Annotated in this window: 11 protein-coding genes; 6 read left to right on the top strand and 5 right to left on the bottom strand. The window is 62.6% G+C overall.

The features are described 5' to 3' along the window. Positions 1-22 precede the first annotated feature (22 nt). On the bottom strand, positions 23-283 hold the full coding sequence (locus LAN37_10010; protein MBZ5647545.1) for a hypothetical protein: 261 nt from the start codon (positions 281-283) through the stop codon (positions 23-25). A 61-nt stretch (positions 284-344) separates the two neighbouring features. Here LAN37_10010 and LAN37_10005 point away from each other — a divergent pair, with 61 nt between their 5' ends. Next, positions 345-665, top strand: a complete 321-nt coding sequence (locus LAN37_10005) for a hypothetical protein (GenBank protein ID MBZ5647544.1) — start codon at positions 345-347, stop codon at positions 663-665. A gap of 449 nt (positions 666-1,114) precedes the next feature. Here LAN37_10005 and LAN37_10000 read toward each other — a convergent pair whose 3' ends face one another. The 3 genes from LAN37_10000 to LAN37_09990 all read right to left on the bottom strand — a co-directional run bounded on the left by LAN37_10000 (position 1,115) and on the right by LAN37_09990 (position 4,016). Beyond that, entirely contained in the window at positions 1,115-1,618 is a 504-nt protein-coding gene (locus LAN37_10000) for a hypothetical protein (protein ID MBZ5647543.1), read from the bottom strand. A 765-nt stretch (positions 1,619-2,383) separates the two neighbouring features. Further along, complete coding sequence (locus LAN37_09995; protein ID MBZ5647542.1) at positions 2,384-3,268, bottom strand: hypothetical protein; 885 nt, start codon at positions 3,266-3,268, stop codon at positions 2,384-2,386. A 202-nt stretch (positions 3,269-3,470) separates the two neighbouring features. Then, positions 3,471-4,016, bottom strand: a complete 546-nt coding sequence (locus LAN37_09990) for a PEP-CTERM sorting domain-containing protein (GenBank protein MBZ5647541.1) — start codon at positions 4,014-4,016, stop codon at positions 3,471-3,473. Between the two features lie 469 nt (positions 4,017-4,485). Here LAN37_09990 and LAN37_09985 point away from each other — a divergent pair, with 469 nt between their 5' ends. Continuing rightward, positions 4,486-5,088: a PEP-CTERM sorting domain-containing protein gene (locus LAN37_09985; GenBank protein ID MBZ5647540.1), complete on the top strand. Its 603-nt coding sequence runs from the start codon at positions 4,486-4,488 to the stop codon at positions 5,086-5,088. A gap of 175 nt (positions 5,089-5,263) precedes the next feature. On the opposite strand, the gene lon is transcribed toward LAN37_09985, so the two are convergent. Continuing rightward, positions 5,264-7,672 carry an endopeptidase La gene (gene lon / locus LAN37_09980; protein MBZ5647539.1) on the bottom strand — a complete coding sequence of 803 codons (2,409 nt, stop codon included), beginning with the start codon at positions 7,670-7,672 and terminating at the stop codon, positions 5,264-5,266. 246 nt (positions 7,673-7,918) lie between these two features. On the opposite strand from lon, the gene LAN37_09975 reads away from it, so the two are divergent. The 4 genes from LAN37_09975 (at position 7,919) to smc (ending at position 16,020) form a co-directional block, all read left to right on the top strand. Next, positions 7,919-8,710, top strand: coding sequence for a class I SAM-dependent methyltransferase (locus LAN37_09975; GenBank protein MBZ5647538.1), 792 nt, complete (start codon positions 7,919-7,921; stop codon positions 8,708-8,710). After that, a complete protein-coding gene (locus LAN37_09970) occupies positions 8,707-9,054 on the top strand; it encodes a tetratricopeptide repeat protein (protein ID MBZ5647537.1) in 348 nt (115 codons plus the stop codon). Before LAN37_09975 ends, LAN37_09970 begins: the two co-directional genes overlap by 4 nt. A gap of 592 nt (positions 9,055-9,646) precedes the next feature. Continuing rightward, on the top strand, positions 9,647-11,023 hold the full coding sequence (locus LAN37_09965; protein MBZ5647536.1) for a dipeptidase: 1,377 nt from the start codon (positions 9,647-9,649) through the stop codon (positions 11,021-11,023). A 1,031-nt stretch (positions 11,024-12,054) separates the two neighbouring features. Beyond that, positions 12,055-16,020 carry a chromosome segregation protein SMC gene (gene smc, locus LAN37_09960; protein ID MBZ5647535.1) on the top strand — a complete coding sequence of 1,322 codons (3,966 nt, stop codon included), beginning with the start codon at positions 12,055-12,057 and terminating at the stop codon, positions 16,018-16,020. The last annotated feature ends 17 nt before the right edge of the window (positions 16,021-16,037 follow it).

The following is a 16,037-nucleotide window of genomic DNA, read 5'->3' as shown; positions in this document are numbered from 1 at the left end:
TTCACTTCTCGTTCGTGCTTTTCTAGCGCGCCACCAGTGTCTTAAGCCGGCTGAAATCCGTCTCGTCCATGGCAATGAAGCGAAAGGGCTGGCGGGCGGCGTCCACCGGGCGCAGCATCTCGGCGATGGCGCTGACCGTGCCGGCGGAGGTGCGCACCTGAAGATGGGCCAGGGTGCCCGGCGCCAATTGCGACTCGATGCCGGCGCATCCGCCGGTGTCGGAAAACACCTGTAGGCGCCCGCGCGTCTGGTGGCCGGCGCCGTGCACGAACACCATCTGCACGGGGGTCGGGACTTTGAATCGTGGGGAACGCTGATATGGATGAGGCTTGGGGAAATGAGCCATGGGCAAGACTTTACCGCCCGCCTCGCGCCCCGAAAAGCTGCCCAAGGGACATGGCCCATACACCGTTCGTACACTGTCCGATTTTCCTCCCGTGATCGCCACCTCGACCGTCACCCTCGACCCCCGTGGCCACCATCGCGATAACAAGTACGCCCCCTACCGCGAGGCCTGGCATCTTCTCCGCCAGCCCGGCCGCTTCAACATCAACGCCTGCGCCGACGTGACCTGGGTGGATCCCTCCGATCCCGGTGATGGAGCCTGCCCTGAGCTTAGTCGAAGGGGCGATGGCGGCGATCCCGGCGATAGCCTCAGCCCCTGAGGCTCCGCTCCCGGCGATCTCGGCGATTCTCAGGTCCCGGCGATCCCGGCGTTCTCGGCGATCTCGGCGATTCCCAGCTCCCCCGATTCCCAGCTCCCCCGATCCGCCGATCCCCCGATGGCCCGCCTGCGCCGACGTGAAATGAATCGAGCCGCCCCCTCCCGAATGTCATCCCGAAGGGTTTCAACCCTGAGGGACCTGCTTGTGCGGACGGGTGGAGCAGGCCTTTAGGCCTGCAATTGACGGCCCCGAGTGAAAACTAGGGCTTCAGCCCCTGAGGCTCCGATTTCGGCGATCTCGGCGATTGAGCCTGTCCTGGTTTTAGCCGAGCCTGAGCGACGCGAAGGCGAGCCCTGAGCGAAGTCGAAGGGGTAGTCGAAGGGGCGATTGCGGCGATCCCGGCGATTTCTGGTTCCGGCGATTCCGGCGCGCCGCGCGCCGAACCGACACTAGCGACTTTCCACTTGAAGGTCACCGACCACGGCCAATTGTTCCCCGTCCGTGACCTGAGTGAGTCCGGGCCAGTCATTGGTGCGGTGACCGCGCTGCACCCACTGCTCGATGTCGGCCTGTCCCTTGGGGCCCACCATGATCAGCACCAGGGAGAACTTTCCTTCTCTGGGCAGCCCTGCCTCCACGATCTCGCGCCGCCAGTGCTGGTGACGGTGGGGGACCTCGGGCTCTTTCGGCCAAAGCGAATTCCCCACCTGGACGGCCAGCCACACGTGGTGCTGGCCGGGAATGCCGGAGAGCTTGCCTTCCACGCCCACGATCGCAGACACTCGCTGCCCCGGCAGGGGCGCGGTGATGCTTCCGGAGGGGCGTGGAGGCTGGGGGTGCGGCCTCTGCACGATGGCGCTCACGATCAAGCCCAGAGTGCCGATCAATGCCACCGCCAGTGGAACCACCACCGCCGTCGGCGACTGGCTCCCGGTTTTCTCCGGCGCCGGCATGTTCTTACAACTACGCCCGAAATTGCCCCGCGGCGCAGAATGTTGATTTCTGTTCTGGTTCTGGAACAAGGCCTTGGGGCTGGCCGGGCAGGCCCTCGGACGTGCAGAAAGCGGACCATGCGAGAGTGATCTCCGTGAGGTAGTGCAGGCCGTGGGTCCTGCGGACACGGACAGATAGATTTCGTGGGCTTCAGCCCCGGAGGCTCCGTTCCCGGCGATCCCGGCCACCTGCGCCGATGTCGAGTGGGTCGATGTCACGCCCGGCCGCCTGCCCCGAAGGGGCAACTGAGAGTAGCCCGGCACTTTAGTGCCGGGTGGGGGGCAGTGCGATGAGAGTCCTGTAGGGACGACTGAGGTAGTGCAGGCCGGCGACCCGCGAATCTCGGCCCATAGTGAGGGGAAGGGGCACGGCTTTAGCCGTGCCGTAGCGGGCCATCAAAGGGGCGGGCTTTAGCCCCTGAGGTACTGAGGTAGTGCGGGTCTTTAGACCCGCGAATAGAGGGCCCAGAATATTTGGGGCTTTAGCCCCTGAGGTCTTCTCCCCCACCCTTAGCTGCGCAACGCCGGCGCAGCAAAGGACGGGGCACCCAGACTTGTATGGTGTGAAAGGGGTGGGCCATCCGCCGCGTTCCATTTGCTTCGTCATCTGGATGGACGAGTGTTCCGTTACAATCGCCGCGATGTTGACCGTGTTCCTAGTTTGGCCGCTATCTCACTATGCGGACCCTTACTAACCTCTACATTGTTTCATCGAATTTCTCGAATTCATTCTTGTGCTTCATGCTGCTCCCAAAACTTAATCTCGCGATCCAGCCAATCGCGCAATGACGCCTCAGTGTTGTAACCGATATTGAGCTTGCCGCTATCCACGAACTTGAACGCGACCATGCTGACTTCTTTTCCCCAACCACCGCGTCGTCGGAAGGTCGTAGGAAAAAGTGCGGCAGCGCGAATCTTAGCTGTCACCCATGCAAGCATATCCGCCGAGAGTAATTGGCGAGTCTTTTTCCGACTCTCGAATGAAATGCCATTGCCATCCACATCGAACCAGTGCTCTACGCCATCTGCGATGCGTGGCTTCACTTGGTTTTCCGCAACAAACGCCTTCGCTATTTCTAGTTTCTGTTCCTCGTTGCACAGGTCGAAGACGAACTTGATTGGCGGAAATTCAGCCTGCTTCGCTCGCCATTTCGCCAGCTCTCCCCCGCAGGTCGTTGCAGCGAATGTGAAATGCTGCCTCCCGAATGCGCCTGGAGCTAATTCCTGGAGTCGGGGATTCTGAACGTGCCCATCAATTTCCTCTTTGGTGAATGCGATTCCGAACCCCTGTTGAGTGTACTTACAAACGATCCTCAAGAGTTCGGTGAGCAGGTTGTGTCGCTTGGTGTTTGACCAGTCGCGCCACGGATGTTGAGTTGCGTCGGTCTTGCCACTTAGACAATCTCGGCACCATGCTCCGCGTCGGCACCCAGCAAATTCGGTCATGTGAAATTCTTTGAACCCGTACGTATCTTCGGCAGCAATCCACGCGGCTTCAAATTGCTTCCACTTACGCACCGGGGAGACACAGAACGCCGCAACAACGATGCGAGCATTTGGTTCCGTCCCGCTGTCGTCCACATAAACGGTTTGTGGCTGAACAATGGCCATACTAAATACCCGGCCCTCGCCATTGCCCGGACACACGCTTGCAACGAGGTGGCCGAACGATGAATACTCCCGCACTCAGTACCAAGCGCTTTCTACCTGACTGTCTGATTATTCAAATAAGTTTTTTCCGGGTACTGAGTACTGAGTCCTTTCCTCCAACAAAAAAGCCGCCCGCGTGGGCGGCCTAGAAATCTACAAGAGCCTATTTCCGCAGCTTGCGGCGCAGCACGCCCGCCAGACCGAACAGGCCACTGCCGAGTAGCGCCATGCTGCCAGGTTCCGGCACTGCATTCCCTCCCCAGTCATTACCGTTGGAATCGAGGAGGTAGAAATCAACGGAGGAGTAGCCACCACCCAAGGCTCCAAAAACCGATGCGAAGTCACCCGAATTGCCGATGATGAAGCTCTCGGTCGCACCGCAAGCGGGGCAGTAGAATCCAGAGTAATTGTAGCCAAAGGGATCGAACCATCCGGACGCATTCTCAGGCGGCGTCGGCGAAAAATTCGATTCTGGCAGGTCCACGACCACCGAGTCATATCCAAAGCCCCAGATATTGGCGCCGTTGGTGATAGTCACGGTCGCAGCGATCGTTCCGTCACCATTCAGCGTGAACGTGACGGTCCCCTGGCTCGCGACGGGGTTGAGAGAGGCATCCAGGTTGAAATTGCCAACGATCGTGTCGGCCGCGGCTCCAACACTCAGCGTACAGACACACAACAGAAGGAGAACTCCACGGAGATTGCGCATTTCGGCGTACCTCCCTTCTGTCGGTATCTCTTGCACGCCGGTGACCAGGAATTACGTGCGGTAAGTTTCTGCGGCTCAACATCATCCAGATTCCGCAATCGCAGGATGTGAAGACAAATGTCTGCACTAAAACTGCAAACGTCTGCCACTCCAGATTTTCCATTCAGAATTGGGAGCGGCGCGGCGGACGCCGTCCGAGTACTGGGTACTTGATACTTGGTACTAGGTACTGAGGCGCGGCCCAGTCCGCATCTCTTTGCAGTTTTGCTGCACCTTTTTTAACTTTTTTTCCGGAGTGCGCACTCCCGAAATTCAGCGCCCTCTTCGCTGCCCTCTCAACTCACTGAGCCTCCGAGCGTTGCCCGCTTCAAGTTTCCTGTGTCGATGGCCAGGAAAATGCAGCATGGAAGGCGTAATTGTTTCTCTGGCCCCAGATAGGCAACCGGGGGCCCGCACCAAGAGGACCGTCATGAAGAAAATTCTTATATTCTCGTGTGTGTGCCTGGGACTGTTGTTGCTCGCGCCTCTCAGTCATGCGGACGTGATCTTCTCCAATCTGGGACCCGGCGGGACATATGACCCAAATACCGGATGGACCATCGGTAACCCTGACTGGGCGCCGGGCGCTGCCTTCAGCGTTTCTGGGTCCCACACACTCCTGAACATCCAAGTGGCTCTGCTGCACTTTGGTCTCGACAGCGGACCGGTGACCATCTCGCTGTATACCGATATTGCGGGAGCTCCCGGAACACTGATGGAAGACTGGACCCTGGGAGGCGTGCCAGATATCGGCAGCCCGAACGGCACGCTGCTAACTCTGAATTCGGCCGGGTTTGTGCTGAGCAACGCAACCTATTGGCTGATCGGCTCGGCCCCGCCGGAAGTTTGGGACGCGTGGATGTGGAATGAAAACCATACCCTCGGAACCGTCTACCTCGCCGGAAGCGCCCAGCAGGGCGTGGTGCCGGCATTCCAGGTGAATGACACCGTTCCGGAACCGGGCACGCTGGTCCTGTTTGGAAGCGGCCTGCTTGGCCTGGCGGGCGTGCTGCGCCGTAAGCTGCTCAGCTGACCCTTGACCTCAGCGCTCACAAGCCGCCCCGCAGGGCGGCTTTCTTATTGCACGCTGCTGAAGGGTCCAGTTCGAGGTCAACCGCAGGAGGCAACTGCTCGACCCAATAGTTGGCGCGGCTTCCGCCGCGCCGTTGGTCTTCCCTAGCTACTAACTACTAGCTACTAGCTACCAGCTACTGCACCTGCGTGAGCACCCGCTCCCGCTCCTCGGCGTCCTTGCGCTCTTCGTGCGGCGTCGTGGGCAGGGCGATTCCCAGCACTTCGTCGATGGTGGTGACGTAGTGAATGGTGACCCCTTCGAGCTGGTCCGGCGTCAGGTCTTCCTCGACGTTCATGCGGTTCTCCGCCGGCAGGATGATGTCGTGCACGCCGGCGCGCTTGGCCGCCAGCACCTTTTCCTTGATGCCGCCCACCGGCAGTACATTGCCGCTCAGCGTGATCTCGCCCGTCATGGCGGTGAGCGGACGCACCCGGCGGTCGGTCAGCAGCGACACCAGCGTCGTGGCCATGGTCACGCCCGCCGAGGGGCCGTCCTTGGGGATGGCGCCCGCGGGCACGTGGATGTGCAGATCGTGGTCCTTGAAGAACTCGTCGGAGATCTTGAGCTTGTCGGAATTCGACCGCACCCAGGTGAGCGCCGCCTGCATGGACTCCTGCATCACTTGGCCGATCTGCCCGGTCATGGTGAAGCCCCCCTTGCCCGACATCTTGTTGGCCTCGACGAATAGGATGTCGCCGCCGGTGGGCGTCCAGGCCAGTCCGACCGCGACCCCGGCGCGCTTGGTGCGCTCCGCGATCTCGGTGTCGATGCGGATCTTGATGCCGCCCAGCATGTTCTTGATCGCATCCGGGGTGACCACCAGCTTTTCCGTCTTCCCTTCCGCGATGCGGCGCGCCTGCTTGCGGCAGAGGCTCCCGATCTCGCGCTCGACGTTGCGTACCCCCGCCTCGCGCGTGTAGTGCCGGATGATGTGCCGGATGGCCTGCTCCGGGAACTCGATCAGCTCCGTGGTCAGACCGTTCTCCTCGATCTGCCGCGGCACCAGGTAACGCTCGGCGATGTGCACCTTCTCGTTCTCGGTGTAGCCCTGGAGCTCGATGATCTCCATGCGGTCGCGCAGCGGCTCGGGCACCGGGTCGAGCATGTTGGCGGTGGTGATGAACAGCACCTTCGACAGGTCGAAGGGCACGTCGAGGTAGTTGTCGCGGAAGGTATTGTTCTGCTCGGGGTCGAGCGTCTCCAGCAGCGCCGACGCGGGATCGCCGCGGAAGTCGCGCCCCAGCTTGTCCACCTCGTCCAGCATGAAGACGGGGTCGTTGGTCTCCGCGCGGCGGATGCCCTGGATGATCTGTCCCGGCAGCGCCCCGATGTAGGTGCGCCGGTGGCCGCGGATCTCCGCTTCGTCGTGCACCCCGCCCAGCGACAGGCGCACGAACTTGCGCCCCAGCGAGCGCGCGATGGACTTGCCCAGAGACGTCTTGCCCACGCCCGGGGGCCCCACGAAGCACAGGATCGGCCCCTTCATGTTCGGCTTCAGGCGCCGCACCGACAGGTAGTCGAGGATGCGGTCCTTCACCTTCTGCAGGTCGTAGTGGTCCTGGTCCAGGATGTCTTTGGCCTTGGGGATGTCGATCTCGGTCACCCCGGACGACTTCGACCAGGGAAGGATCGCCAGCCACTCCACGTAGGTGCGCGTGACCGAGTAGTCGGCCGCCATGGGCGACATGCGCGACAGCCGGTTGAGTTCCTTTAATGCTTCTTTCTTCACTTCCTCCGGCATGCCCGCCGCTTCGATCTTCTGCCTTAATTCCTCAACATCCCTCGCATTCTCGTCCTGCTCCCCCAGTTCCTTCTGGATCGCCTTCATCTGCTCCCTTAGGTAATATTCGCGCTGGGTTTGCTGGACCTGGTCCTGGACCTCGGACTGGATCTTGTTGCGGAGATGCTGGACTTCGAGTTCCTTGGTCAGGTGACGGTTGATCTTTTCCAGACGAGCGCGGACGTCGGTGGTCTCCAGCAGGTCCTGCTTGTCCTTGGTGGCGAGAGAAGGCAGCGAGCTGGCGACGAAATCCACGAGCCGGCCGGGATCGTCGATGTTCATGGCCACGGTCTGGAGCTCGTCGGAGAGAGTGGGAGAGCCAGCGACGATCTGCTGGAACAGCGAAAGCACGTTGCGCTGCAGGGCCTCTTCCTCGGGGTTCTTCTGCGCGCCGGGCTGGGGCAGGATCTCGAAGGTGGCCCTCATGAAGGGGGTCAACTGCATGTATTCCTGGAGATGCACGCGGTCCAGGCCTTCGGTGAAGACGAACAGGCTCTGGTTGGGCATCTTGACGACCTTGTGGACGGTGGCCAGGGTGCCGGTGGAGTAGAGGTCCACGGGCTGGGGGGTGTCGACGCGAGCTTCGCGCTGCGCCACCACAATGATGGTCTTCTCCTCGCCCAGGGAGTTGATCAACTGCACCGAGCTGTCGCGGCCCACGGTCAGAGGCAGCACGGCGTGCGGGAACAGGACGGTGTCGCGCACGGGCAGGACGGGGAGCACGCGCTGCTCATTGGAATCGTTATGAGTGCGGTCTGCCATGGTTCTCCTTAATGATAATGATAGCGAGAAGATTGATGCTCGTCCGACCTCAAAGGATGCAGCCGAGGGAGCGGCTCCCCTAAGAGCGCGCCATTGTAGCGCAAAACCAAGTACTCGGTACTCAGTACGCAGTTCAGAAGGACGAATCGGTGTGACTCCCGTCACGGCGCGCGTCATGGCACAATTGGTGCGCGGCAAGGGGAGCGATTTCGCTCTCGAAGCATTCTCGCCTGCGAGGTTCGGCTGATGGTCACCACGGCTGCGATCCGCGAGCACTACGACTCGCTGGCTTTCATCTACCGCACATTCTGGGGCGACCATATCCATCACGGCCTTTTCGTGCACGCGGGGGAGACGCCGGAACAGGCACAGGTCAATCTTTTGGACTATTGCATCGCGCTGGTGAACCCCGGAGGCAGCAACGTGCTGGACGTGGGCTGCGGACACGGCGGGACGGCGATCCGGCTGGCAAGGAAGTGCGATTGCCGAGTGCTGGGGCTGACCCTCAGCGAGAAGCAGGCACGGCTGGCTCGGCAGAATGCGAAGTTCGCCGACGCTGCCGATACGACCACCTTCGTCATGCAGGATGCGGAAACCTACGAATACCCGGCCTCAGCCTTCGACCTGGTGTGGACGATGGAGTCCTCGGAGCACTTTCAGGACAAAACGCGGTATCTCGCGAACGTCGCAATAACACTGCGGCCCGGCGGGAAGCTGCTGCTGGCGGCGTGGACGGGAGCGATGACCAGCTCACGAGTTCGCGAGGTAGCGCGGGCGTTCCTCTGCCCCGAGCTGTGGACGGCGACGCATTACCAGGCGGCGATCGAGGCCGCCGGCATGCGCATCCGTCGCTGCGAAGACCTCTCGGCGCAGGTGGTACAGACCTGGGAGATCTGCCGGCGGACGGCGCATGCGGCAAAACCCGTAGTCAGCCTGCTCTCGGAATCGGCCCGCGACTTCGTGGGCGGGATCGACAGTATCCTGGACGCGTACCGGTCGGGGGAGCTGACTTACACGGTAATTGTGGCGGAGAAATGAGCGATTCGTTCGCACGGCGCATCATGGACCAGATGCTCGATGGCGACACAGAGCGCCACATCGCCGAGCAGAAGGCGGCGCTGGAGAAAGACCCGTCGTGGGCGGAGGGGCATTACCACCTGGGGCAGCTCTATCGCGTGCAATTCAAACGAGAGGAAGCGCGGCTCGAGTTACTGAAGGCGCTTGAGTTGAAGCCGTCGTTGGCGGATGCGCATGTGGCGCTGGGGGAGATGTACGTCGCCGATGGCGACATGGAGAGAGCGCGGGAGCACGCGGAGTACGGGGCGAAGTTCGGGAACGCAAGGTTGAAGGAGCAGCTGGAGAGGTACGGAGGTGAGTCGTAGGTTGTGGGCGAGAATTTTCGATTTGCGATTTGTGATTTCAAACTGCCGAGACGCTGGAGGTAGGGGTCCCTTCGCTGCACTCAGGGCAGGCTCTTCGACTCGGCGCTGCGCGCCTCGCTCGGGATGACACCGGGAATAGCAAGTCAGATTGCAGAAGTAAGAATGCAGAAGTAGTTCGCGCGTTCATCACCGCGGCTAAAGCCGTGTCTCATCAGATACGAATGAACCCACGCCTGAAGGCGTGGGCTTCCACGGTGATGCCAGCCACGTCGCAGCGGTAGGGGTCCCTTCGCTGCGATCAGAATCACAGGGTCAACGATCTGGGAGAAACCGATACACGAACCTAGCAGTGCAAACGGGGTCCGAGGTCCTTCGCGGCTGAAGCCGCTCAGGATGACAGACCTGAAAACACTCGCGCCAAGGAGGGGGAACCTTCGACTCGGCGCTGCGCGCCTCGCTCAGGATGACACCAGGAAACAAAGTCAGATCGCAGAAGTGAGAATGCAAAAGTAGCTCCGCCGGGTTCCTGGCGGTCGCGATTGGGCGGGGTATATACTTCTGAGTTTTGATCACCACTCAAGGGAGCAACCGTATGGCGACCCCCGCAATCGATTTCGCAAGACAGAACCAGGACCGGTTTCTTAACGAATTAAAAGACCTGCTCCGCATCCCAAGCATCAGCACGCTGGAAGAGCACAAAGGCGACATCCGCCGGGCGGCGGAGTTCGTGGCCAACGACCTGAAGCGCATCGGCTTCGAAAACGTCGAGATCATCCCCACCCAGGGCCATCCGCTGATCTACGCCGACTGGATGCACGCCAGCGGCAAGCCCACCGTGCTGTGTTACGCGCACTACGACGTGCAGCCGGCGGAGCCGTTGGACGAGTGGATCTCTCCGCCGTTCGACCCCACGGTGCGCAACAACAACATCTACGCGCGCGGTGCGGTGGACGACAAAGGCCAGCTCTGGATGCAGCTCAAGGCATTTGAGGCGCTGATGAAGGCGGGCAACGGCCGCATGCCCATCAACGTGAAGGTAATCATCGAGGGCGAGGAAGAGGTGGGCGGCGAGTCGATCGCCGACTACGTCCGCAAGAACAAGAAGAAGCTGGAGGCGGACTTCGCCCTGGTGACCGACACCGAGCTGTTCGCGCCCGACCTGCCGACCCTGTGCGTGGGGCTGCGCGGGCTGGTGTACACCGAGATCGAGGCCAAGGGCGCGATGACCGACCTGCACTCCGGCATGTACGGCGGAGCGGCGCCCAACCCGCTGTTCGCGCTGATCGAGATGATCAGCAAGATGAAGGACAAGAAGGGCAAGATCCTGATCCCCGGCTTCTACAAAGACGTGAAGGCGCCGAGCAAGGACGAACTGAAGGCGTGGAAGCGCCTGCCCTTCAACGAAGAGCACTACCGCAAGACCGAGGTCGGCTCGAAGGTGCTGACCGGCGAGCCCGGCTACTCGGTGCTCTACCGGACGTGGGCGCGTCCAACCCTGGAAGTGCACGGCATGCCCGGCGGGTTCACTGCGCCGGGAGCGAAGACCGTGATCCCGGCGAAGGCGTCGGCGAAGGTCTCGATGCGCATGGTTCCGGACCAGGACCCGGACGACATCCTGAAGCGGTACCTGGCATTCATCAAGAAGCACACGCCCAAAGGCATCGAGATCAACGTCAAGGTGCACTCCAAGGGCGAAGCGATCGTGGTGGGCACCGACAACCGCTTCGTGAAGGCGTCGGTGGACGCTATGCACGACGTGTTCAAGAAGGACACGGTGTTCATCCGCTCGGGCGGGTCGATCCCGATCGTGACCGACTTCGAGAAGGTGCTGAAGATCCCTTCGATCATGATGGGCATGGGCCTGCCGGACGACAACCTGCACGCGCCCAATGAGAAGTTCCACATCCCGAACTTCTATCGCGGGATCGAGAGCATCATCCGGTTCTTCCAGAGGGTGGGGGAGCAGTAAGGCAGTCGTCAGTCGTCAGTCGGCAGTCGTCAGCAAATGGCGGCTGCCGACTTGTTTTGTGCGGGAAAAGCTCACCACAAAGGACACGAAGGTCGACACGAAGGGCATGGAGGGAACATTTCGCTGGTTCGATAGGGGTCCCTTCGACTTCGCTCAGGGCAGGCTCTTCGACTCGGCACGGCGACTGCGGCCGTGCCTCGCTCAGGATGACACCTAAAGAAATGGGTAGGGGTCCTTCGACGCGGCGCGCCCCGAGGCGCGCCGCGCTCAGGATGACACCATGGAAAAGCAAGTAGGATTGCGGAAGTAAGAATGCAGAAGTAGTTCGGCGGTTATCACCGCGGCTAAAGCCGTACCCTTTCCGATGCGAATGAACCCACGCCTGAAGGCGTGGGCTTCCACGGTGATGCGAGCCATGTCGCAGCGGTAGGGGTCCCTTCGCTGCGCTCAGGATCACAGGGTCAGCGCATTGGGAGAAGCCGATACACGAACCTAGCAGTGCAAACTGGGTCCGAGGTCCTTCGCGGCTGAAGCCGCTCAGGATGACAGACCTGAAAATGCTTTTGCCAGGTAGAGCTCCTTCGACTCGGCGCGCCCCGAGGCGCACCTCGCTCAGGATGACATCACGGAATTACGCTGCTGGCGCTGAAAAGCTTGATTTTCCACATAAATAGAGCTAGGCTCGGGCTTGCTCTCGCGGTTTTCCCTTCCTTTTAAGCCCTCACCAGGAGAGGTTTGCGAAGCGGCATCATTAGGTGTGCAACATGGTGGGGCATCAAGCAATCACCCACAATATATTGGGCTTTTAGTGCTTGACCCCTGTTAACCATCCGGGTACATTGGGCAGAACGAGGGGGGCCGAGAGGTTCCCTTCAGCCCAGCCGAGAGCAGCTGGGCTACAAGAGCCTGAGTACAGGGCAGTTAACGATCTCCGCCGTATCCAGCCTGGGGGAGAGGGACTCGACCATGGGCCACCGAGGAGCCTGCGCGGTGGACCAGCCACGGCCGCAGCAAGCCTGAAGGAGTGGACTTTGCTGAAACTCAAGAAACTACAAATCCTGGGCTTCAAGTCGTTCTGCGACCGCACCGAACTGAAGTTCCACGGGGACGGCATCGCCGCGATCGTGGGGCCGAACGGTTGCGGGAAATCGAACATCTCCGACTCGATCATGTGGGTGCTAGGCGAGCAGTCGGCGAAGTCGCTGCGCGGCGCGCGCATGGAAGACGTCATCTTCGCGGGAACGCGCGAGCGCTCGCCCAACGGGATGGCCGAGGTGTCGCTGACGCTGATCGATCCGGAGGCGTACGAGGGCGGCGCGGCGGAGCTCACGGCAGAACCGGAGATCGAGATCCGCGACGAGATGCCGGAGGAAGACTGGGACGAAACGGCGATCCGGGCGGAGGCGGCGGCGGAAACGGCGCACATCGCGGAGGAGATCCAGCCCCATCAAGAAATCGAGGTGGCAGGCGGCAGCGGGCAGGAGGCAGGAGATGCGGCGAGCGAAACGGGGCAGGGCCAGGATGCACAGGCGGAGAGCTCGGAAGCTGCCTCCCCGGCCGAGGGAAACGCGGCCGAGGGCGGCCGCGCCCCGCAAGAGGGTGCGACGGGCGCCGAGCCGCAGGTCGTCCTGAAGGTACGGCGGCGGAAGTTCGGGAACATCGAGTTCAAGAAGGGGCAGATCGTGGTGACGCGGCGGCTGTTCCGCTCGGGCGACAGCGAATACCTGCTGAACGGGAAGCTGTGCCGGCTGCGCGACATCCAGGACATCTTCATGGGCACGGGCCTGGGTCCGGAGTCGTACGCGATCATCGAGCAGGGGCGCATCGGGCAGATCCTGTCGAGCAAGCCGCACGACCGGCGGGCGATCATCGAGGAAGCGGCCGGGATCACCAAGTTCAAGACCAAGAAGCGGCTGGCGGAACTGCGCCTGGAAGAGGCGAAGCTGAACCTGGCGCGCGTGAACGACATTTTCGAGGAAGTCACGCGGCAGATGAATTCGCTGAAGCGCCAAGCGTCGAAGGCGGAGCGGTATGCACGCCTGCGCGACGAGATGCGCGGCAAGCTGCGCGTGGTGCTGGCCAGCAAGTCGGCGCAGATGGAGCGCGAGCTGGCATCGCTGAATGCCGAGCTGGAGCGGGTGACGGAAGAGATGCGCGCGCGGGGCGAGTCGGTACAGCAGATGGAAGCGGAGCATGGGGAGCGCACGCAGCGGGGCTACGCGATCACGGGCGAGGCGCGGGCCAACAACGACCGCATGAACGAGATCGGGCGGGAGATCGACCGGTCGACGCAGAGGCAGAAGACCAACGACGAGCGCTGCGCGGAGCTGGCGGCGAGGTCGGCGGCGGCGGAAGCGGAGATCGCGCACACCGACACGCAGCTTACGTCGCTGCGGGCGGAGGTGGAGGCGAACCAGGCGACGCTGGAGTCCGCGGCGGGCGAAGTGGCGGCAGCGCAGCAGGAGGCCACGCTGCGGCAACAGGAGGCGGCGTCGGCGTCGAGCGCGCTGCTGGAGGTGGAGCGGCAGCAGGAACAGCGGCGCATGCAGGTGCTGGAGGCGGTGGGGGCGGCGTCGAACGTGCGCAACCTGATCGCCCAGGCGGAAGAACACATCGCGGCGCTGGAGCGGGAGGCGACGCGGCTGAACCAGGAGCTGGCGGCGGCGATGTCGCAGGTGGAGTCGTTCGGCAGCCAGCGCGGGCAGCTTTCTCTGGAGTTCGAGAGCGTGCAACAACGGGTCAACGCGCTGCGCGAGCAGATCGGTGAGGCGCGGCAGCAACTCGAGGTCAAGCGCGAAGCGGAGGCCGAGTCGAAGAGGCGGCTAGACGCGCTGCGCGCGGAATACGCGACGCTGCTGGGCAAAAAGGGATCGCTCGAGGCGGTGATCGCGGAGCACGGGTATTCGACGGAATCGGTGAAACGGCTGTTCCAGTCGGGGGTGCTGAACGCGGGCTTCGCGCCCGCGGGCGTGCTGGCGGATTTCCTCGAGGTCGACGACCGCTACGAGCGCGTGGTCGAGGATTTCCTGCGCGACGAGCTGAACTACGTGGTGGTGAAGTCGTGGGACGCGGCCGACGCGGGCCTGCAGATGCTGCGCACGGACGTGAGCGGACGGGCGACCTTCCTGGTGCATCCCAACGACGCGCAGGCGAAGTTCTCGTTCCTGGTGGACGAGAGCACGCGGCACGCGCCGCGGCGCGAGTCCGAGATCGTGCCGCTGAAGAGCTGCATCCGGGTGCTGAACGGGTTCGGCAAGAGCCTGGAGATGATCCTGCCCAAGCTGGGGAACGGATACATCACCGCCGACCCGAACGTGGCGAAGGAGCTGGCGCTGGAGAATCCGGACGCGTTCTTCCTGTCGAGATCGGGCGAGTGCTTCCACAACGTGACCGTCACCGGCGGCAAGCAGCGCAGCGAGGGACCGCTCTCGATGAAGCGCGAACTGCGCGAAGTGCTGCGGCACCTGGATGAGGCCGAACACGCGCTACGCGAGGAAGAGGCGAGGGTCGGCGGGCTGGCACACGACATCCGGGACCTCACTGCCCTGCTGGAGCGGCTGGAGGAGGACAAGCGCGAGGCGGAGCGGCTGGCGCTGACCTCCGGGCACGCGCTGCAACAACTCGAATCGGAGCTGGTGCGTATCCAGGAGCGGCTTACCACGTACCGGGTGGAGCTCGATCGGGTGGCCAGCGAGCGTACGGAGAAGGAGAAGCTGGCTTCCGAGAAGCGGACCGAAGCGGCGGCGCACGAGCAGCGCCGGGCGGCGCTGGAGGGGGAGATGACGGCGGCGCAGGAGGCGGTGGTCACGCTGAAGGTGACGCGGGATGCGGCGGCACAGACGGCGTCGGAGATGGCGTCGAAGGTCGCCGTGCTGGAGGAACGTCGCACGGCGGCGGCGACGAACCTGCATCGCATCGAGTCGATGGCGGCGGACGTCGAGGTGCGGGTGATGGGCCTGCGCGAGCAGATGGCGTCGGCGGCCGCGGAAAAACAACATCGCGAGCAGGAGAATGCGCAACTGGCGGAGCAACTGGTCGCGCTGGCCGATGAAGGCGTGGCCGCGCAGACGCGCAGCCTGGAACTGCAGGCGGAGTCGGAAGAGGTACGGGGGCGGCTGGCGGAGATCGAACAGCAGTTGAAAGAAGCAAGGCAGGCGCTGGACGGGGCGCGCGACCGGCGCGGCGAGATCTCGGCGCAGGCGGCGAAGCTCCAGGCCGACCGTGGATACTTGTTGGAAACCTCGGTCAACGATCTGGGACTCACGCCGGAGCAGTTGCGCGAGGATCCGGCCGTCATGCAGGTCGAGGGCGAGGCGCTGGCCTTCGAGGAGCAGGCCTACCGCGAGATGAAGAACAGGCTCGACTCGATGGGCCCGGTGAACATGATGGCGCTGGAGGAATACAACGAGACGGCGCAGCGACACGCGTTCCTGGACACGCAGCGCAAGGACCTGCTGGAGTCCATCGAGAACACACAGAATACGATCAAGGAGATCGAGACGTTCTCGCGGCAGAAGTTCCAGGAAGCGTTCGAGAGGATCAACGAGAACTTCGGAGAAACTTTCAAGAAGCTGTTCGGCGGCGGGCAGGCATTCATGCGGCTGACCGACGAGGAGAACCAGATCGAGAGCGGCATCGACGTGGTGGCGTCGCCTCCGGGCAAGAAGCTGCAGAACGTGCTGCTACTGTCCGGCGGAGAGAAGGCGCTGACCGCGCTGGCACTGCTGGTGGGCATCTTCCAGTACCAGCCGAGCCCGTTCTGCATCCTGGACGAAGTGGACGCGCCGCTGGACGAGGCCAACATCGGGCGCTTCGTCGAGCTGGTGAAAGAGATGAGCATCCGGACGCAGTTCATCCTGATCACGCACAGCAAGAGAACCATGGCGTCGGCGCCGGTGATGTACGGCGTGACCATGCAGGAGCCGGGGGTGTCGAAGCTGGTCTCGGTACGCTTCGGGGAGAACGTACCGGAGGGGATGCGGGCGGCGGCGAACTAGCCGCCGGTCGCCGGCCG

Source organism: Terriglobia bacterium, from assembly GCA_020073495.1.
Taxonomy (GTDB): Bacteria; Acidobacteriota; Terriglobia; order Terriglobales; family Acidobacteriaceae; genus JAIQFD01.
Note: the sequence above shows the minus strand (reverse complement) of the source record. Positions and strands in the feature narration are given on the sequence as shown.

Coding starts and splice junctions, on each gene's coding strand:
- LAN37_10005 (MBZ5647544.1), top strand. CDS start 345: ATGGGCAAGACTTTACCGCCCGCCTCGCGCCCCGAAAAGCTGCCCAAG.
- LAN37_10000 (MBZ5647543.1), bottom strand. CDS start 1,618: ATGCCGGCGCCGGAGAAAACCGGGAGCCAGTCGCCGACGGCGGTGGTG.
- LAN37_09995 (MBZ5647542.1), bottom strand. CDS start 3,268: ATGGCCATTGTTCAGCCACAAACCGTTTATGTGGACGACAGCGGGACG.
- LAN37_09990 (MBZ5647541.1), bottom strand. CDS start 4,016: ATGCGCAATCTCCGTGGAGTTCTCCTTCTGTTGTGTGTCTGTACGCTG.
- LAN37_09985 (MBZ5647540.1), top strand. CDS start 4,486: ATGAAGAAAATTCTTATATTCTCGTGTGTGTGCCTGGGACTGTTGTTG.
- lon (MBZ5647539.1), bottom strand. CDS start 7,672: ATGGCAGACCGCACTCATAACGATTCCAATGAGCAGCGCGTGCTCCCC.
- LAN37_09975 (MBZ5647538.1), top strand. CDS start 7,919: ATGGTCACCACGGCTGCGATCCGCGAGCACTACGACTCGCTGGCTTTC.
- LAN37_09970 (MBZ5647537.1), top strand. CDS start 8,707: ATGAGCGATTCGTTCGCACGGCGCATCATGGACCAGATGCTCGATGGC.
- LAN37_09965 (MBZ5647536.1), top strand. CDS start 9,647: ATGGCGACCCCCGCAATCGATTTCGCAAGACAGAACCAGGACCGGTTT.